The sequence below is a fragment of the uncultured Ramlibacter sp. genome (genome assembly GCF_936925435.1).
Taxonomy (GTDB): domain Bacteria; phylum Pseudomonadota; class Gammaproteobacteria; order Burkholderiales; family Burkholderiaceae_C; genus Ramlibacter.
In genome coordinates this window covers 1-17480 of record NZ_CAKZHQ010000050.1, presented here as the reverse complement: position 1 = coordinate 17480, position 17480 = coordinate 1, and the positions used below count along the sequence as shown (strand labels likewise).

Here is a 17480-nt window from a genome sequence, read left to right as displayed (position 1 = left end):
AGCACGCTCTCAGTGCAGCTGCGAGCGGGCCTTGACGCAGTAGTCCACCAGCGCATCGATCTCGGTGGACTTGTCGAACACCGCGTCGGCGCCCAGCTGGGCACAGCGCCAGCGCACGTCGTTGGTCGCGTGGTTGCTCAACACAATCATCTTCTGGCCGGGCCGGCGGTGCCGGCAGGACTCCAGGATGTTCAGGCCGCTGCCCTCGCGCAGGAACAGGTCGATGATGGCCAGGTCCCAGGTGCCGTCGTTCTGCGACAGCCAGGCCTTGCCCTCGTGTTCGGTCTCGGCCACGCCCACGGCCTCCACCAGGGCCAGCTCCTGCAGGGTTTCAATGAGGTTGTCGCGGATGGTTGCGCTGTCTTCGACGATGTAGGCTCTGAACGTCATGGCCTGTCTCCCAGGATTCTGTTGCGTTCAGCCTAGTGCGGCCAGCAGCGTGGCCTTGCAAGCGGGTGAGCCGATGGACTGTAGGAGAGGCCGCTACAGGCCGCAATCGGCCAGGATGAGCGCCGCTTCGGTGGTGAATTGCCCAGCCAGCAGGCGCTGCACAACCTCAGCGGGCGCCATCAGGCGGAACTCCTGCACCTCGCCGTCCTGGTTGCTCGGCACCACACCCTCGGCCAGCTCACAGCGAAACCAGTCGATGAACTCGACGACATAGCCCGCCTCCTGGCCGTCACCGGCCGGCCGCCGCGTGAGGAAGCGCCCGCCGTGCACCAGGCCGTCCAGCTGGGCCGGCCGCAGGCCCGCCTCTTCCCAGGTCTCGCGCTCCAGCGCCTGCGCCAGGCTGTCGCTGGCCGGCACCATGCCGCCCATCAGCGTGTCCCACAGGCCCGGGTCGTTCGGCTTGTTGAAAGCGCGCTGCTGCAGCCAGTGGCCACCATGGGGCGCCGTAGCCATGAGGTGGACGGCATGGGTGCTGATGCCCAGCACGCGCACGACGGCGCGCTCCACCGTGCCCAGCATGCGGCCCTGGCCGTCGTGCACGCCCAACTGCTCGTCGCGCCAGGTGTGGGCCAGACCGGCGGCGCGCAGGGCCAGCGCCAATTGGCCGAGGCTGGCCGTCAAATCGCCTTGCAGCAGCCAGCCTGAGAGCCCGTTTCGCTCTGCTTTTTGTAGCGCCTCAGGTCCATTGGACGGGGGGTACAGCCCGATTTGATCGAGAAAACCGGGTTCCACCGTGCCAATGGCATGGTCCTGCCACCACAGCGGCAGGCGCGGCCGGCGCGGCGGCTGGTCGGCGCCGGCACGCAGCGCCGCCAGCCAATCGCCATGGCCCGCCAGCAAGCTCACAACGTGATGATGGTGCAGCCGGTGGTCTTGCGCGCTTCCAGGTCGCGGTGGGCCTGCTGCACGTCGGCCAGCGGGTAGCGCTGGTCGATGCGGATCTTGACCTTGCCACTGGTGACGGCGGCAAACAGGTCGTCGGCCATCTCCTGGCAGACCTCGCGCGTGGCGATGTGGGTGAACAGGGTCTGGCGCGTCACGTAGATCGAGCCCTTGGTCGCCAGGATGCCGGCCGAGAAGGGCTCCGGCGGGCCGGAGGCGGCGCCGAAGCTGGCCATCAGGCCAAAGGGCTGCAGGCAGTCCAGCGACTTGTCCCAGGTGTCCTTGCCGACCGAGTCGTAGACCACCTTGACGCCGCGGCCGCCGGTGATCTCCTTGACGCGGGCCTGGAAGTCCTCGGTGCTGTAGTTGATGGCGTGGGCCGCGCCATGCTCCCTGGCCAGCGCGCACTTGGCGTCCGAGCCGGCCGTGCCGATCAATTGCAGGCCCAGGGCCTTGGCCCACTGGCAGGCGATCAGGCCGACGCCGCCGGCGGCGGCATGGAACAGCACGAAGTCGCCCTCCTTGAGCCCGCCTTGCGGCAGGGTGCGCTTGAGCAGGTACTGGGCCGTCAGGCCCTTGAGCATCATGGCCGCACCGGTCTCGAAGTCAATCGCGTCGGGCAGCTTGCATACCGTCTTGGCCGGCATGACGCGCTCCTCGCAGTAGCTGCCGGGCGGCTGGCTGGCGTAAGCGGCGCGGTCGCCCGCCTTCAGGTGCGTCACGCCCTCGCCCACCGCCTCGACGATGCCCGAGGCCTCCATGCCCAGCTGCAGCGGCATGGCCATCTTGTACAGGCCGGTGCGGTGGTAGACGTCGATGAAGTTCAGGCCGATGGCCTTGTGGCGGATGCGGATCTCGCCCGGGCCGGGCGCGCCGACGCTGACGTCGACGATCTTGAGTTCCTCGGGGCCGCCGTTGCGGGCAATCTGGATGGCTCTGCTCATGGTGTTCTCCTCAACGCGAATCAGGCGCGCATCCTGCCATGAAACGCAGGGCCGCGCCGCCGCGGGCTTTTGCCCGTGCCGCTACAGTTGGCCCTCCCCATGCAACAACGCCTGACCCTCTCCACGGCCGCCCTGCTGGTCGTGCCGCCCCTGCTGTGGGCCGGCAACGCCGTCACCGGCCGCCTCGTCAGCGGCCTGGTGCCGCCGATCACGCTGAACTTCCTGCGCTGGGGCCTGGCCTTCGCGCTGCTGCTGCCGCTGGCCGGCTGGGTGCTGCGCCCGGGCAGCGGCCTGTGGACCCACTGGAAGCGCTTTGCCCTGCTGGGCCTGCTGGGTGTGGGCTGCTACAACGCCTTGCAGTACCTGGCCCTGCAGACCTCGACCCCGCTGAACGTGACCCTGGTGGCGGCCAGCGCACCGGCCTGGATGCTGGGCGTGGGCCGCCTGTGGTTCGGCCAGCGCGTCTCGGGCCGCCAGCTGGCCGGCGCCGTGTTGTCCATCGCCGGCGTGCTGCTGGTGCTCTCGCGCGGCGAGCCGGCCGCCCTGCTGCAGGTGCACCTGGTGGCCGGTGACTTCTACGTGCTGCTGGCCACCGCCGCCTGGGCGGTCTACAGCTGGCTGCTGGTCAACCCCAACGACCCGCCGCGCATCCGCGGCGACTGGGCGGCCTTCCTGTTGGCCCAGGTGGTGCTGGGCCTGGTCTGGTCGGCCCTGTTCGCCGCTGGCGAATGGGCGCTCACCGATGCGCACATCCAGTGGGGCTGGCCGCTGGCCGCGGCCCTGCTGTTCTTTGCCGTGGGCCCGGCCATCCTGGCCTACCGCTGCTGGGGCATGGGCGTGCAACGCGCCGGCCCCACCGTGGCCGGCTTCTTTGCCAACCTCACGCCGCTGTTCGCCGCCATCCTGTCGGCGGCCTTCCTGGGCGAGCTGCCCCACCTGTACCACGCCGTCGCCTTCCTGCTCATCGTCGGCGGCATCGTGGTGTCCTCGCGGCGGAGTCAGTAGGTGCCGGGGTAGGCGCCGCCGTCGGTCAGCACGTTCTGGCCGGTGATGTAGCCGGCGTGCATGCTGCACAGGAAGGCGCAGGCCGCGCCGAACTCCTCGGGCGTGCCGAAACGCTGGGCCGGAATGGTCTTGCGGCGCGCGTCCATGATCTCCTCGATGGGCTTGCCGGTCTTCTTGGCGGCGCCGGCCATCGTGCCCTTGAGCCTGTCGGTGTCGAAGGCGCCGGGCAGCAGGTTGTTGATGGTGACGTTGGCCGAGGCCAGCTTGCTGGTGCGCGCCACGCCGGCGACAAAGCCCGTCAGGCCGCTGCGCGCGCCGTTGGACAGGCCCAGGATGTCGATCGGCGCCTTCACCGCGCTGGAGGTGATGTTGATGATGCGCCCGAAGCCGCGCGCCGCCATGCCGTCGACCGTGGCCTTGATCAACGCGATGGGCGTGAGCATGTTGCCGTCCACCGCCTTGATCCAGGCCTCGCGGTCCCAGTCGCGGAAGTCGCCCGGCGGCGGGCCGCCGGCGTTGGTGACGACGATGTCGAACTCCGTGCGCTTGGCAAAGACCGCGGCGCGGCCCTCTTCGGTGGTGATGTCGGCCGCCACATGCTGCACGGCCGTGTCGGCTGGACGCGCCGGGTCGGCCAGCAGCGTGGTCACTGCAGCCTCCAGCGCCTCGGCGCCGCGCGCCACCAGGATGACGTGAACTCCTTCACGGACAAGGGCCTGGGCGCAGCCAAAGCCCAGCCCTTTGCTCGCCCCACACACCAAAGCCCATTTGCCCGCAATGCCCAAGTCCATACAATTTCCAGTCTTGCTTGAAAGATCGCGACCATGATAAATGCAGGGATGGCACTACGGGCCTGGAGGGGGCTCTGGCTGGCGGCGCTGCTGGCCTGCGGCACGGCCCAGGCACAAGCACAAACACCGGAAGAAGCAGCCGTGATGAAGCGCGCCGCCGACCTGCGCGAGACGCCGGCCGAGACCGGCCGCAGCCTGGCCGCGTTGCCGGCCCAGGCGCCCATCACCCGCCTGGGCGGCCGCCAGGGGCCCTGGGTGCAGGTGCGCAGCGAAGCCGGCGCCACCGGCTGGGTCCATCTGTTCGACGTCGGTCCGGCCAGCGGCGGCGCTGGCAGCAACAGCGGCAATGCCGCCACCGGCGCCCTGCGCGGCATCACCAGCCTGTTCAGCAAGGGCGGCACGCAGCGCACGGCCACCACCCCCACATCGACCATCGGCATCCGCGGCCTGGGCGCGGAAGATCTGGCCCAGGCCCAGCCCAACGCGGCGGCCGTGGCCCAGATGGAAGGCCTGCGGCAAAGCGAAGGCCAGGCCCGCGAGTTCGCACGTGACGCATCCCTGGCCCAGGTGAATGTGCAGCCCCTGCCGGCGCCGGTGCGGCCGGCCGGCGGCGCGGCGCGCAATGCGGAGCAACTGCCATGAAGCGCTTGAACACCCTGCTTGCTTGCGCCTGCCTGGTCCTGCTGGCCCCAAGCGCCATGGCGCAGAACAAGACGCTGAACCTGCTGAACTCCCTGGTCGGCGGCCAGCCGGGCGCGAGCCCGCTGGGCGTGCTGTTGGCGCCGCAGGCCGCCGCGCCGCGCAGCGGCGGCGACAGCATTTTGGACCTGCTGTCGCAGGCCAGCGGCGAGATCGAGGAGGCCAAGGAGGTCGAGATCGGCCGCCAGCTGGCCGCCGTGCTGCTGGGCAGCAAGCCGCTGTCACCGGACATGGCGCTGCAGCGCTACGTCAACCAGCTGGGTCGCTGGATCAGCCTGCAGTCGAGCCGACCGCAACTGCCCTGGAGCTTTGCCGTCATCGACGACCCGGGCTTCAACGCCTTTGCCGCGCCGGGCGGCTATGTCTTCGTCACCAAGGGCCTGGTCGACAGCGTGGATGAGGCCGAGCTGGCCGGCATCCTGGCCCACGAGATCAGCCACGTGACTGAGCGGCACCACCTGAACGCGCTGCGCGCCAAGGCCCGCGCCGGCATCGCCACGCAGTTGATCGGCTCGCAGCTGCGCAACAACCTGGGCGGTTTTGTCTCGCAGCAGATGCTGTCGCTGGGCCGCAACCTGTATTCCAGCGGCCTGGACCAGGACGACGAGTTCGACGCCGACCGCCGCGGCGTGGCCCTGGCCGCGCGCGCCGGCTTCGACCCTTATGGCCTGGCCTCGGTGCTGCAGCAGCTGCGCACCGCCACGCCCGACAACCCGTTGTTCACCCTGTCGCTGGCCACCCATCCGCCGGCGCAGCAGCGGCTGGATTTGCTGGAGCAGGCGATGGGCAACCGCCTGGATGCGCTGTCCGGCAAACCCTCGGTCAGCGTGGCGCAGCGGGTGCAGGGAAAGCGGCGCTAGCCGCTACTTCTTCCCCCCGCGGGTAAAAACAAAAATCCCCGCGATCACCAGCACCGTCCCGGCCGCGATCCAGGCGGTGAAGGGCTCGCCCAGGAGGATGGCACCCATGGCGATGGTCGAGAGCGGGCCGATCATGCCTGTCTGCGCGGCCAGCGAGGGGCCGATGCGCTCGATGGCCATCATCACCGCCAGCACCGGCACGGCGGTGCACAGCGTGGCGTTGAGCACCGACAGCCAGATCACCTGGGGCGCCACGTCCAGGGCTGATCCGATGGGCCGCAGCACCACAAACTGCAGCAGGCAGCACAGGCAGGCGATGGTGGTGGCCAGGCCCACCAGGCGCAGCGAGCCCAGGCGCTGCACCATCTGGCCGCTGTAGACCAGGTAGACGGCGTAGCTGACCGCGCTGGCGAACACCAGCAAGGCGCCCAGGGCCGTGTCCGGCCCCACCATCCCCACCTCGTGGCCGAAGACGAGCAGCACGCCGGCATAGCTGATGGCCATGCCGGCCAACTGCATGGCAGTGAAGGTCTTGCGGTACAGGAACCAGCCAAACAGCATCACCAGGGTGGGGTTGAGATACAGGATCAGCCGCTCCAACGAGGCGCTGATGTACTGCAGGCCGGCAAAGTCCAGGAAGCTGGCCAGGTAGTAGCCGCTGAAACCCAGTCCGGCCACGCCCAGCCAGTCCTTGCCCGTCAACGGTGGCTTTCCGCGGCCGGCCCACCAGGCCATGGCCACGAACAGCGGCAGCGCGAACAGCATGCGGTACATGATGAGCGTGACCGCATCCACGCCGTGGCGGTAGGCCAGCTTGACGATGATGGCCTTGCCGCTGAAGGCAATGGCGCCCAGCACCGCCAGCAGCAGGCCGGTGGCGCGGCGTCCCTTGTCATTGTCCATCGCCGCATTGTCCCGGAAAAGAAAACGGCGCCCGTGGGCGCCGCTCTTGAAGGCCATGCCGTCTGGCGAGGTCACTCTTCTTCGTGGAAGACGTTCTCGCGCTTGCTCTTGACGGCAGGCAACAGCACGATGATCACCAGCACGGCGGCGGCCGCCAACAGGCTGGCCGACAGGCCACGGGTGACGAACACGCTCCAGTCGCCGCGCGACAGCAGCAGGGCCCGCCGCAGGTTCTCTTCCATCATCGGCCCCAGGATGAAGCCCAGCAGCAGTGGCGCCGGCTCGCAGCCCAGCTTGATGAAGGCATAGCCGATCACGCCGAACAGCGCCACCATCCAGATGTCCCAGGTGTTGTTGTTTGTGGAGTACACGCCGATGGCGCAGAACAGCACGATGGCCGGGAACAGCCAGCGGTAGGGGATGGTCAGGAACTTGATCCAGATGCCGATCAGCGGCAGGTTCAGCACGATGAGCATCAGGTTGCCGATCCACATCGAGGCGATCAGGCCCCAGAACAGCGTGGGGTTGCTGGTCATCACCTGCGGGCCCGGCTGGATGTTGTGGATGGTCATCGCGCCCACCATCAGCGCCATCACGGCGTTGGGCGGGATGCCCAGCGTCAGCAGCGGGATGAAGGAGGTCTGCGCGCCGGCGTTGTTGGCCGACTCGGGACCGGCCACGCCGCGGATGTTGCCCTTGCCGAAGGCGATCTCGCCGGGCTTGAGCTTGACCTTCTTTTCCACCGTGTAGGCGGCAAAGGCCGCCAGCAGGGCGCCGCCGCCGGGCAGGATGCCCAGGGCCGAGCCCAGCGCCGTGCCGCGCAGCATGGCCGGCAGCATGTGCTTGAAGTCTTCCTTGGTCGGGAACAGGCCCGCGACCTTGGCGGTGAAGACTTCGCGCTCGCTCTCGGGCTTGGACAGGTTCTGGATGATCTCGCCGTAGCCGAACACGCCCATGGCGATGACGATGAAGCCGATGCCGTCGGTCAGTTCCGGGATGTCGAACGAGAAGCGCGCCACGCCGGAGTTGACGTCCGTGCCCACCAGGCCCAGCAGCAGACCCAGCACGATCATGGCGATGGCCTTGAGCAGCGAGCCCGAGGCCAGCACCACGGCGCCGATCAGGCCCAGCACCATCAGCGAGAAGTACTCGGCCGGGCCGAACTTGAAGGCCAGCTCGGTCAGCGGCGGCGCAAACGCCGCCAGGATCAGCGTGCCCACGCAGCCGGCGAAGAAGGAGCCGATGCCGGCAGCCGCCAGCGCGGGACCCGCCCTGCCCTGTCTGGCCATCTGGTAGCCGTCGATCACGGTCACCACCGAAGAAGACTCACCCGGCAGGTTGACCAGGATGGCGGTGGTGGAACCGCCGTACTGCGAGCCGTAGTAGATGCCGGCCAGCATGATGAGCGCGGCCACGGGCGGCAGCGCGTAGGTGGCCGGCAGCAGCATGGCGATGGTGGCGACCGGGCCGATGCCGGGCAGCACGCCCACCAGCGTGCCCAGCAGGCAGCCGATGAAGCAGTACAGCAGGTTCTGCAGCGTGAACGCCGCGCCGAAGCCGATAGAAAGGTTGTTGATCAGATCCATGGTGGTGCGACTCTCAACCGGTGATGAAGGTAGGCCACACCGGGAACTGCAGCTTGAGCAGCCAGATGAAAGCGAAGTAGCTGAACACCGCCAGGATGGTGGCCAGGACCGCGACCTCCTTGGGCTTGAAGTGGTCGCCGGCCAGGCTGGCGATGAAAACCAGGGCGTAGATGGCGGCGATCAGGCCGAAGGCGGGGAAACCGATCTTGGGCAGGCCGCCCAGCAGCAGGCCGAAGGCCAGGTTGGCGCCGATGATGAAGCCCAAGGGCTTCCAGGCGAGGGTGCCGACTTTTTCGCCGTCCTCGGTCTCCACCACCATCGCCTCGAAGACGATGGCCAGGCCCAGGATGCCCAGCAGGATGCCCAGGACGAGCGGGAAGTAGCCGGGGCCCATGCGGGCGCCCTCGCCGATGTTGTAGCTGGTGGCGCCCCAGGCAAATGCGACGCCGGTGGCCATGAACATGAGCCCGGCGAAGAAGTCCTTTTGGCTCTTGATTTTCACGTGTTATCTCCTCGAAAAGGATTTCGACGGGCGATTGTCACGGGGATGCCGCACCGGGCCGATGTGGATTTCACCTATTCCAGCAGCGCTGACCAGCCCCTGACCTGCGCCATGTGGAAACCACGGGTGGAAACCCTAGGTTTGCTCGAGCGGCGGTGTCGCCGTCAGCACTTCTTCCAGAACGGTCGTGCCTTCGGCCACGCGCAACGCGCCGGCCAGCCGCAGCGGCCGCATGCCGTCGGCCACGGCCTGGCGGCGCAAGGCCTCGATCGAAGGCTCCTTGGTGATCTGGCCCTTGAAGGCCTCGGTCACCGTGAGCAGCTCGTACAGGCCCATGCGGCCCATGAAGCCGGTCATGCGGCAGTCCACGCAACCCACCGGCTTGAAGGGCCGGTAGCTGCCGCTGATCTTCCAGGGCTTGACGATCTCGTCGAGCTCCGCGCGCGAAGCCTCGGGGTCGCTTTCGCGGCACTGCTTGCACAGGGTGCGCACCAGGCGCTGGGCCAGCACGCCCAGCACGGTGGCGTTGATCAGGTAGGACGGAATGCCCAGCTCCATCAGGCGGGTGATGGCCGAGGGCGCGTCGTTGGTGTGCAGGGTGGAGAACACCAGGTGGCCGGTCAGCGCCGCCTGCACCGCCATCTCGGCGGTGGCCAGGTCGCGGATCTCGCCGACCATGATGATGTCGGGGTCCTGGCGCATCAGGGCGCGCAGGCCTTCGGCGAAGTTGAAGTCCAGCTGCGGCTGCACCTGGGTCTGGTTGAAGGCCGGCTGGATCATCTCGATCGGGTCTTCGACCGTGCTGACGTTGACCTCCTCGGTCGCCACCCGCTTGAGCGTCGAATACAGCGTGCTGGTCTTGCCCGAGCCTGTCGGGCCGGTCACCAGGATGATGCCGTGCGGGCGCTTGACCAGCGCCTCCCAGCGCTGCGCGTCGTGCGGCGCGAAGCCCAGCGCGTCCAGGTCCTTGACGGCGGTGTCGGGGTCGAAGATGCGCATCACCATCTTCTCGCCGAAGGCGGTGGGCAGGGTCGACAGGCGCATCTCGATCTCGTCGCCGCGCGGGTTGCGCGTCTTGATGCGGCCGTCCTGCGGACGGCGCTTTTCCATGATGTCCATGCGGCCCAGCAGCTTGATGCGCGCCGTCATCGCCGTCATCACGCCGATGGGCATCTGGTAGACCGGGTGCAGGATGCCGTCGATGCGAAAGCGGATCACGCCCTGCTCGCGCCGCGGCTCCAGGTGGATGTCGCTGGCGCGCGAGTCGAAGGCGTACTGCCACAGCCAATCCACCACCTTGACCACACCCTGGTCGTTGGCGTCGAGCTGCTTGTTCTTGCCCAGCTCGACCAGCTGCTCGAAGCTGGCGGCAGCCGCGTTGCCGCCGCCTTTCTGGGCCGCCTTGACCGACTTGGCCAGAGCGAAGAATTCGGCGGTGAAGCGGTGGATGTCCAGCGGATTGGCCACCACGCGGCGCACGCTGCGCTTGGACTGGCGCTCCACTTCGCTGACCCAGTCGGTGATGAAGGGTTCGGCCGTGGCCACCACCGCCTGCGAGCCCGTGACCTGCACCGGCAGCACTCGGCGGCGCTCGGCATAAACCGCGGTCATGATGTCGGCCACCTTGCCCACGTCCACCCGCAGCGGGTCGATGCGCATGTACTCCAGGCCGGCGCGGCCGGCGACGTACTGGGTCAGGGCCTCGATGTCCAGCGGCTTGCCATCGCTGGCGCGCTCCATGGCCACCGAGGCCAGCCGCACCAGCGGGTGCTGGGCGCTCTCGCCCTGCGAGCAGCGCGCCACCGTGCGCCTGGCTTCCTCGGCCGAGATCACGCCGTCCTCGGCCAGCCACTGGACCATCAGGCGCCAGTCCAGCAGCCCCTGGTAGGGGGCGTGGGCACCTGGCCTGGGTTTGGGCTGGCTGACGGCGGTCATCAGGATTGCATGGGTTTGAAGACCCGCAGCCACTTGGGGGCCGGCAGGCCCCAGCGAGTCTGGATGGTTTGCGCCCGTTCGGCAAGTTCGGTGCGCGTGGGCCGCTGCGGTGTGCGCAGTGCCAGCACCACGGTGTTGCCCTCGCGCGTCGGCTTGAAGGCCCAGACCGATGCCTCGCCGAAGGCCGCGGCGATCTTGTCCAGGCTCTTGCTGTAGCTGGAGGAGCGGCCGAACAGATTGACCGTCATGCAGCCGTCCTCGGTCAGCAGGCTGCGGCAGTCGGCATAGAAGGCCTCGCTGTCGAGCACCGGCGCGGCCGCCTCGTGGTCGTACAGGTCGACCTGCAGGGCATCGATGGCGCCGCGCCAGTGCGTGTGCGCCGCCACTTCGGCGGCGTCGCCCAGCACCACCGACAGCAGGGTGTCGTCGGCCGGCAATTTGAACCACAGCCTGCAGGCCGCCACCACCTGCGGATTGAGTTCGATGGCGGTGGTCTTCATGCGCAGCTTCTTGCGGCAGAACTTGGTCAGGGATGCGGCGCCCAGGCCCAGCTGCATGGAATGCCGCTTGGCGACGCCGGCCGGCTCGGTGAACAGCAGCCAGGCCATCATGCGCTGGACGTATTCGAGCTCGATGTCATAAGGCGCATCCAGCAGCATCGAGCCCTGCACCCATTCTGTGCCCAGGTGCAGGTAGCGGATGTCGCCATAGTCCGAGAAATTGACTTCGGGCAGCGGGGACGGGCGCTGCGCGCTTGCGGATTTGTGGGCCATGGATGTGCAAAGTGTAGCCAGCGCCGGGCCGACCCCTGCTGCAGAATCGGCCCTTTGCATTGCCCGGAGCACGCTGTGAACACCGAAGTTGTCTGGACCTTCCTGAGCACGCAAGGGGTGGATTTCGGCCTCAAGGTGCTGGGCGCGCTGGCCGTCTGGATCGTCGGCCGCTGGGCGATCGGCCTGGCCGGCCGGCTGCTCAAGGCGGGGATGCGGCGCGGCAAGAAGCTGGACGAGACGCTGATCATCTACCTGGCGTCCATCATCAGCATCGGCCTGAACGTGCTGCTGGTGCTGGCCCTGCTGGACATCTTCGGCGTCAAGACCACCTCGTTCGCGGCCCTGCTGGCCGGCGCCGGCCTGGCCATCGGCACGGCCTGGGGCGGCCTGCTGACCCACTTTGCCGCCGGCGTCTTCCTGCAGGTGCTGCGGCCCTACAAGGTGGGCGACATCGTGATGGTGGGCGGCACCAGCGGCCAGGTCACCGAGCTGGGCCTGTTCGGCACCACCTTGGTGACGGGCGACGGCGTGACGGTACTGGTGGCCAACAACAAGGTGCGGTCCGACAACATCCAGAACTACAGCACCCTGCCGGCGCGCCGGGTCGACACCACGGCCAAGGTGGCCAATGGCGTCGATGTGCATGACGCCATGGCCCGGCTGCGGGGCGCCATCACCAAGATCCCCAACGTGGCCGCGACGCCCGCGCCGGACATCGAGATCCTGCAGTTCACGCCGGAAGGGCCGCTGCTGGCCGTGCGGCCCTACACCCACACCAGCCACTACTGGCAGGTGTATTTCGACACCCACAAGGCCATCGTCGACACCTTCGGCGCGGCCGGCTACCCGACGCCGGAAACGCCGACGGTGCAGCGCTCCATGGAGCGTTAGGCCAGCAGCGCGCGCAGGCGCGGCAGCGCTTCCAGCGCGTTGCGGGTGGTGGCCTGCGCCAGCTCACCGGCGCTGATGCCGCGCAGCTGGGCCAGCACGGCGCCGATGGCAGGCAGCTCCGAGGGTGCGTTGCGGCCCTGGGGCCGGCCTGCCTCGCGTTCCTGCGCCGTGCGGTACAGCCAGTGCGGCGGGATGTCGGGCGCGTCGGTTTCCATCACGATGGCGTCCAGCGGCAGGCTGGACGCCAGCCGGCGGATCTGCAGCGAGCGCTCATAGGTCACCGTGCCGCCAAAGCCCAGCTTGAAGCCCAGCCGCAAGAACTCCTGCGCCTGCTGCTCGCTGCCGTTGAAGGCGTGGGCGATGCCGGTCACCGGGATCTGGCGCAGCTGCTTGAGCAGGCGGTCGGCCGAGCGCCGCACATGCAGGATCACCGGCAGGCCATGGCGCTGCGCCAGCAGCAGTTGCTCGCGGTAAAAAAGTTCCTGGCGCTGGGCATCCAGGCCGGCCACGAAGTAGTCCAGCCCGATCTCGCCCACCGCCACCAGGCGCGGGTCGTCCCTGTGCCGGGCCAGCAGACCATCGAGAACCGCCAGATCTGACTCCTGCGCCGTGCCGGTGCACAGCGGGTGGATGCCCAGCGCGTAGCTGTAGTCGCTCTGGTGGGCCAATTCCCGCACCACGTCGAAATTGCCGGCATTCACTGCCGGGAGCACGCAATGGACCACACCGGCGGCGGCCGCCGCGTGGCGCACAGCCGCCCTGTCGGCGTCGAATTCCGGCGCGTCCAGGTGGCAGTGGGTGTCGATCCAGGCTGTCATGCGGCGATGATGCCGCAAGGACGTGCAGGGCCGCGAAAACCGTGCTACCGTGCGCTTTCGCTTTCCCTTGTTTCCCCGCAGTTTTTCAAGGTGAACGGATGCGCAGGCCAGCCCTCTACAGCTCCAGCCGCCCGGGCCCTGCGGCCGAGGCCCCCCCTCAGGCAGCAGACCCCGGTCCCACCACGGCCGCGCCGGCCCGCCGCTGGCGCTTCCTGCCCCGCATCTCCCCCAACAGCCCCGGCCTTCTGTGGTCGGCCATCGCCCTGCTGGCCATCTTGCTGGCCGTGAGCGTTGCGCTGGGCCTGCGCACGGGCCAGCGCAAGCTGACCCAGGACGACATCAACGCCGCCGTTCTCAAGACCATGGAAACCCAGGTCATGCCCTCGGAGTACGCGCGGGCCTACGAGAACATCCGGCCCTCGGTGGTGCGGGTCATCAGCTACGTCAAGAAGAGCCGGCTCAAGGAGGCCGAGAAGGCGGCCGGCCTGCCCAAGGGCGGCGCCAAGCCCAAGCCGACCGAAGCACAGGAGGTGGCCAAGGCCGGCGAGGACGACGAGGTCGAGCACGGCGTGGGCACGGGCGTGGTCATCATCGACAAGGGCGTGATCCTGACCAACCTGCACGTGGTGTCCGGCGCCGACCGCATCAAGGTCATCTTCCACGACGGCCTGGAGGCCACGGCCACCATCACCGGCGCCCAGCCCGAGAACGACCTGGCCGTGCTGCAGGCCCAGAAGATTCCCGACGACATGATCGCCGCCACCATGCGCTCGACCAGCGATCTGGCGCCCGGCGACAAGGTGCTGGCCGTGGGCTTTCCCTTCGGCATCGGGCCCTCCGCTTCAGCCGGCATTGTCTCGGGCCTCAAGCGCGTGTTCCGCTCACCCGAGGGCAAGCAGGAGATGAAGAACCTGATCCAGTTCGACGCCGCCGCCAACCCCGGCAACTCCGGCGGCCCTCTGGTCACCATGGACGGCGAGGTGGTGGGCATCGTCACCGCCATCCTCAACCCCACCTCGGCCCGCACCTTCCTGGGCATAGGCTTTGCCGTGCCCATCGAGAACGCCGCGTCCGCGGCAGGCCTGCCGCCTTTCTAAACCCCCACCTCCCCACAGGACACCATGGACCAGACCACCCGCCAGGACAGTGACACCGCCAAGCTGATGGAACAGATCCTCTACGAGGTCAAGCGCGTGGTGGTCGGCCAGGACCGTTTTCTCGAGCGCGTGATGGTTGCCATCCTGGCGCAGGGCCACCTGCTGGTCGAAGGCGTGCCCGGCCTGGCCAAGACCCTGACCGTCAAGACCCTGGCAAACACCATCCGCGGCCAGTTCAAGCGCATCCAGTTCACGCCCGACCTGGTGCCGGCCGACCTGGTGGGCACGCGCATCTACAACCAGAAGAACGGCGAGTTCAGCACCTCGCTGGGTCCGGTGTTCACCAACCTGCTGCTGGCCGACGAAATCAACCGCGCACCGGCCAAGGTGCAGAGCGCCCTGCTGGAGGTGATGCAGGAACGCCAGGTGACCATCGCCGGCGAGACCCACAAGGTGCCCAGTCCCTTCCTGGTGATGGCCACGCAAAACCCGATCGAAACGGAGGGCACCTACCCCCTGCCCGAAGCCCAGGTCGACCGCTTCATGATGAAGGTGCTGGTCGACTACCCGACCGACGAAGAGGAATACGTCATCGTCGAGCGCGTCACCGGCCCGGCCGTCCACGTGTCAGCGGTGGCCACCACCGAGCAGTTGGCTGCCCTGCAGATGGAATGCCGCCGCGTCTATGTCGATCCCTCCCTGGCGCAGTACGCCGTCAAGCTGGTCTCGGCCACGCGCACGCCGGAAAAGCACGGCATCAAGGACATGGGCAAGTACATCACCTTCGGCGCCAGCCCGCGCGCCACCATCAACCTGGTGGAAGGCGCGCGCGCCCTGGCCATGCTGCGCGGCCGCACCTATGCGCTGCCGGAAGACATGACCGACCTGGTGCCCGACGTGCTGCGCCATCGCCTGGTGCTGTCTTATGAAGCGCTGTCCGAGGGCCTGAGCGCGGACGCGCTGATCGGCAAGATCATGGCCAAGATCCCTGCGCCGGCGCGCCCGCTGGAACATGAAAAACTGGCTGCGTAAATTCGGCGCCGGCGGCGGCGAAGCCGCCAGCCCGGCGCAGGCCATCCCGCTGCCGGTTCCCGCTGCGGCGGCCGAGAGCGTGTTGCGCCGCCTGGAGTGGACTGTCATCCGCCGCCTGGACGGCCTGCTGCAGGGCGACTACCGCACCCTGCTGCGCGGCGCCGGCCTGGACCTGGCCGACCTGCGCGAGTACCAGCACCATGACGACGTGCGCCACATCGACTGGAACGTCACGGCGCGGCAGAACATTCCCCATGTGCGCGTCTTCACGGAAGACCGCGAGATGGCGGCCTGGTTCCTGTTGGACCTGAGCCCCTCGGTGGACTTCGGCTCGGGCGAGCAGCGCAAGCGCACGGTCTCGGCCGAGTTCACCGCCGTGCTGGCCCGCCTGCTGACCCGCCACGGCAACCGCATCGGCGCCATGCTCTACGGCGCCGGTGTGGACACGGTCATCCCCACGCGCGGCGGCCGCCGCCATGTGCTGCACGTCTTGCACAGCATGCAGGCGCGTCCCGCCCACGTGGAAGGCCAGACCACGCGCCTGCGCGACCTGCTCGATTCGGCCGCCAATCTGGTCAAGCGCCGCTCCACCATCTTCGTGGTGTCGGACTTCATCACCGAGCCCGGCTGGGAAAAGTCGCTGGGCCTGCTGGCGCAGCGCCACGAGGTGGTGGCCGTGCGCCTGCTCGATCCGCTGGAGCTGCAGCTGCCCGACCTGGGCCTGCTGACCTTGCGCGATGCGGAGACGGGCGAGCAGGTGCTGGTGGACACCGGTGACCCGGGCTTTCGCAAGCGCTTCAGCCGCATCGCCGCCCAGCGCGAAGCGGAACTGCGCGAGGCCCTGGTGCGCGCCGGCGTCGACACGCTGGAGCTGTCCACCGATGGCGACCTGGTCGAAGCCATCGTCCGTTTCACCGAGATGCGCAAGCGCCGCACGCGCATGGGCGCCGGCGGCCTGCCGGCCCACCTGCGGGCGGCCTAGCCAAGGACAACGACCATGCCCATGCACTTCCTCTGGCCCGAATCCCTGTGGCTGATGGCGGCCCTGCCGCTGCTGGTCCTGCTCTATGTCTGGCTGCTGCGGCGCAAGAAGAAGATGGCGGTGCGCTTTGCCTCGCTGTCCATCGTGCGCGAGGCCATGGGCCCGGGCCAGTCTGTGCGCCGCCACATCCCGCCCGTGCTCTTCCTGCTGGCCCTGGTGGCCATGCTGCTGGCGGCGGCGCGGCCGGTGGCGGTGGTCACCCTGCCCTCCACCCAGCAGACCATCATCCTGGCGATGGACGTCTCGGGCAGCATGCGCGCCACCGACGTGCAGCCCAACCGCATGGTCGCCGCGCAGAACGCTGCCAAGTCCTTCCTGACCGAGCTGCCGCGCCATGTGAAAGTGGGTATCGTGGCCTTTGCCGGCTCGGCCCAGGTGGCGCAGCTGCCCACGGTGAACCGCGAAGACCTGGTCACCGCCATCGACCGCTTCCAGATGCAGCGCGCCACGGCCACGGGCAACGCCATCGTGATCTCGCTGGCCACGCTGTTCCCGGACGCGGGCATCGACCTGCAGCAGCTGCAAGGCGGTCGTGACCGCCAGCGCGGCTTCGCCATCGACGGCGAGAAGAAAGAGCTCAAAGAGTTCAAGCCGGTGCCGCCGGGCTCCTACACCTCGGCCGCCATCATCATGCTGACCGACGGCCAGCGCACCACCGGTGTCGACCCGCTGGAGGCAGCCAAGCTGGCGGCCGAGCGCGGCGTGCGCGTCTACACCGTGGGCATAGGCACGGTGGACGGCGAGACGATTGGCTTCGAGGGCTGGTCCATGCGCGTGCGCCTGGACGAAGAGACGCTCAAGGCCGTGGCCAGCAAAACCGCCGCCGAGTACTTCTACGCCGGCACCGCGGCCGACCTGAAGAAGGTCTACGAGACGCTCAGCTCCAGGCTGACGGTGGAGAAAAAGGAAACCGAAGTCTCCGCCCTGCTGGCCATGGCCGCCGCCGCCCTGGCCCTGCTCTCGGCCGGCCTCTCGCTGCTCTGGTTCAACCGCATCCTCTGAGCGGGCCCACCTTGTCATCCCCGCGAAGGCGGGGATCCAGGGCTTCCGAATTCGCCCATCTCTGTCATCCCGGACTTGATCCGGGATCCATCGTGGCGCGCTCCCAGCCGCATGCGGGCGGGCTGCGGAGCGCTGGTGTGGCGGCCACTCGCTCGCTGCGCTCTGCTCCCGGCTTCCCTGGGCTGGCACGGTAGTCCGGCCGCACGGCGCAACTCACAGAGCGCCTAAGGCCGCTCTGTTCGAGCAAGCGCCGTGAGTCAGAGCACGA

The 17480-nt window shown here is 68.5% G+C and carries 18 protein-coding genes; 8 read left to right on the top strand and 10 right to left on the bottom strand.

The genetic code is table 11. The annotated features are described in order from the left end of the window. Positions 1–9 precede the first annotated feature (9 nt). The 3 genes from Q0632_RS20375 to Q0632_RS20365 all read right to left on the bottom strand — a co-directional run bounded on the left by Q0632_RS20375 (position 10) and on the right by Q0632_RS20365 (position 2276). Complete coding sequence (locus tag Q0632_RS20375) at positions 10–390, bottom strand: response regulator (protein ID WP_298933660.1); 381 nt, start codon at positions 388–390, stop codon at positions 10–12. A gap of 93 nt (positions 391–483) precedes the next feature. Beyond that, complete coding sequence (locus tag Q0632_RS20370; RefSeq protein WP_298933658.1) at positions 484–1296, bottom strand: NUDIX domain-containing protein; 813 nt, start codon at positions 1294–1296, stop codon at positions 484–486. Further along, complete coding sequence (locus Q0632_RS20365; protein ID WP_298933656.1) at positions 1293–2276, bottom strand: quinone oxidoreductase; 984 nt, start codon at positions 2274–2276, stop codon at positions 1293–1295. The genes Q0632_RS20370 and Q0632_RS20365 overlap by 4 nt, the downstream gene beginning before the upstream one ends. Positions 2277–2375: 99 nt before the next feature. Here Q0632_RS20365 and Q0632_RS20360 point away from each other — a divergent pair, with 99 nt between their 5' ends. After that, positions 2376–3281, top strand: a complete 906-nt coding sequence (locus tag Q0632_RS20360) for a DMT family transporter (RefSeq protein WP_298933654.1) — start codon at positions 2376–2378, stop codon at positions 3279–3281. Here Q0632_RS20360 and Q0632_RS20355 read toward each other — a convergent pair. After that, positions 3275–4072, bottom strand: coding sequence for an SDR family oxidoreductase (locus tag Q0632_RS20355; RefSeq protein WP_298933652.1), 798 nt, complete (start codon positions 4070–4072; stop codon positions 3275–3277). The genes Q0632_RS20360 and Q0632_RS20355 overlap by 7 nt on opposite strands. Positions 4073–4120: 48 nt before the next feature. Here Q0632_RS20355 and Q0632_RS20350 point away from each other — a divergent pair, with 48 nt between their 5' ends. After that, the gene (locus Q0632_RS20350; protein WP_298933650.1) at positions 4121–4714 is read left to right on the top strand and encodes an SH3 domain-containing protein; all 594 of its coding nucleotides are present in this window, start codon (positions 4121–4123) and stop codon (positions 4712–4714) included. Beyond that, positions 4711–5631, top strand: coding sequence for a M48 family metalloprotease (locus tag Q0632_RS20345; protein WP_298933648.1), 921 nt, complete (start codon positions 4711–4713; stop codon positions 5629–5631). The genes Q0632_RS20350 and Q0632_RS20345 overlap by 4 nt, the downstream gene beginning before the upstream one ends. A gap of 3 nt (positions 5632–5634) precedes the next feature. Here Q0632_RS20345 and Q0632_RS20340 read toward each other — a convergent pair whose 3' ends face one another. From Q0632_RS20340 to Q0632_RS20320, 5 genes are all read right to left on the bottom strand, one after another. After that, on the bottom strand, positions 5635–6534 hold the full coding sequence (locus Q0632_RS20340; protein WP_298933646.1) for a DMT family transporter: 900 nt from the start codon (positions 6532–6534) through the stop codon (positions 5635–5637). A 71-nt stretch (positions 6535–6605) separates the two neighbouring features. Further along, complete coding sequence (locus Q0632_RS20335; protein WP_298933644.1) at positions 6606–8120, bottom strand: tripartite tricarboxylate transporter permease; 1515 nt, start codon at positions 8118–8120, stop codon at positions 6606–6608. 13 nt (positions 8121–8133) lie between these two features. Continuing rightward, positions 8134–8622, bottom strand: coding sequence for a tripartite tricarboxylate transporter TctB family protein (locus tag Q0632_RS20330; RefSeq protein WP_298933642.1), 489 nt, complete (start codon positions 8620–8622; stop codon positions 8134–8136). 135 nt (positions 8623–8757) lie between these two features. Next, positions 8758–10557, bottom strand: coding sequence for a GspE/PulE family protein (locus Q0632_RS20325; RefSeq protein ID WP_298933640.1), 1800 nt, complete (start codon positions 10555–10557; stop codon positions 8758–8760). Continuing rightward, the gene (locus Q0632_RS20320; protein WP_298933638.1) at positions 10557–11330 is read right to left on the bottom strand and encodes a spermidine synthase; all 774 of its coding nucleotides are present in this window, start codon (positions 11328–11330) and stop codon (positions 10557–10559) included. The genes Q0632_RS20325 and Q0632_RS20320 overlap by 1 nt, the downstream gene beginning before the upstream one ends. Before the next feature lie 75 nt (positions 11331–11405). Here Q0632_RS20320 and Q0632_RS20315 point away from each other — a divergent pair, with 75 nt between their 5' ends. Further along, complete coding sequence (locus tag Q0632_RS20315) at positions 11406–12221, top strand: mechanosensitive ion channel family protein (protein WP_298933636.1); 816 nt, start codon at positions 11406–11408, stop codon at positions 12219–12221. On the opposite strand, the gene Q0632_RS20310 is transcribed toward Q0632_RS20315, so the two are convergent. After that, positions 12218–13039, bottom strand: coding sequence for a TatD family hydrolase (locus Q0632_RS20310; protein WP_298933634.1), 822 nt, complete (start codon positions 13037–13039; stop codon positions 12218–12220). The two genes, Q0632_RS20315 and Q0632_RS20310, sit on opposite strands and share 4 nt — an antisense overlap. Positions 13040–13137: 98 nt before the next feature. Here Q0632_RS20310 and Q0632_RS20305 point away from each other — a divergent pair, with 98 nt between their 5' ends. From Q0632_RS20305 to Q0632_RS20290, 4 genes are read left to right on the top strand one after another with little or no spacing between them, the layout of a single operon-like run. Continuing rightward, complete coding sequence (locus Q0632_RS20305) at positions 13138–14136, top strand: trypsin-like peptidase domain-containing protein (protein WP_298933631.1); 999 nt, start codon at positions 13138–13140, stop codon at positions 14134–14136. A 24-nt stretch (positions 14137–14160) separates the two neighbouring features. Continuing rightward, complete coding sequence (locus tag Q0632_RS20300) at positions 14161–15168, top strand: MoxR family ATPase (protein WP_298933629.1); 1008 nt, start codon at positions 14161–14163, stop codon at positions 15166–15168. Beyond that, entirely contained in the window at positions 15149–16150 is a 1002-nt protein-coding gene (locus tag Q0632_RS20295) for a DUF58 domain-containing protein (protein WP_298933627.1), read from the top strand. The genes Q0632_RS20300 and Q0632_RS20295 overlap by 20 nt, the downstream gene beginning before the upstream one ends. A gap of 21 nt (positions 16151–16171) precedes the next feature. Beyond that, on the top strand, positions 16172–17212 hold the full coding sequence (locus Q0632_RS20290) for a VWA domain-containing protein (protein ID WP_298933867.1): 1041 nt from the start codon (positions 16172–16174) through the stop codon (positions 17210–17212). The last annotated feature ends 268 nt before the right edge of the window (positions 17213–17480 follow it).

Coding starts and splice junctions, on each gene's coding strand:
- Q0632_RS20375 (WP_298933660.1), bottom strand. CDS start 390: ATGACGTTCAGAGCCTACATCGTCGAAGACAGCGCAACCATCCGCGAC.
- Q0632_RS20365 (WP_298933656.1), bottom strand. CDS start 2,276: ATGAGCAGAGCCATCCAGATTGCCCGCAACGGCGGCCCCGAGGAACTC.
- Q0632_RS20360 (WP_298933654.1), top strand. CDS start 2,376: ATGCAACAACGCCTGACCCTCTCCACGGCCGCCCTGCTGGTCGTGCCG.
- Q0632_RS20355 (WP_298933652.1), bottom strand. CDS start 4,072: ATGGACTTGGGCATTGCGGGCAAATGGGCTTTGGTGTGTGGGGCGAGC.
- Q0632_RS20350 (WP_298933650.1), top strand. CDS start 4,121: ATGGCACTACGGGCCTGGAGGGGGCTCTGGCTGGCGGCGCTGCTGGCC.
- Q0632_RS20345 (WP_298933648.1), top strand. CDS start 4,711: ATGAAGCGCTTGAACACCCTGCTTGCTTGCGCCTGCCTGGTCCTGCTG.
- Q0632_RS20340 (WP_298933646.1), bottom strand. CDS start 6,534: ATGGACAATGACAAGGGACGCCGCGCCACCGGCCTGCTGCTGGCGGTG.
- Q0632_RS20335 (WP_298933644.1), bottom strand. CDS start 8,120: ATGGATCTGATCAACAACCTTTCTATCGGCTTCGGCGCGGCGTTCACG.
- Q0632_RS20325 (WP_298933640.1), bottom strand. CDS start 10,557: ATGACCGCCGTCAGCCAGCCCAAACCCAGGCCAGGTGCCCACGCCCCC.
- Q0632_RS20320 (WP_298933638.1), bottom strand. CDS start 11,330: ATGGCCCACAAATCCGCAAGCGCGCAGCGCCCGTCCCCGCTGCCCGAA.
- Q0632_RS20310 (WP_298933634.1), bottom strand. CDS start 13,039: ATGACAGCCTGGATCGACACCCACTGCCACCTGGACGCGCCGGAATTC.
- Q0632_RS20305 (WP_298933631.1), top strand. CDS start 13,138: ATGCGCAGGCCAGCCCTCTACAGCTCCAGCCGCCCGGGCCCTGCGGCC.
- Q0632_RS20300 (WP_298933629.1), top strand. CDS start 14,161: ATGGACCAGACCACCCGCCAGGACAGTGACACCGCCAAGCTGATGGAA.
- Q0632_RS20295 (WP_298933627.1), top strand. CDS start 15,149: ATGAAAAACTGGCTGCGTAAATTCGGCGCCGGCGGCGGCGAAGCCGCC.
- Q0632_RS20290 (WP_298933867.1), top strand. CDS start 16,172: ATGCACTTCCTCTGGCCCGAATCCCTGTGGCTGATGGCGGCCCTGCCG.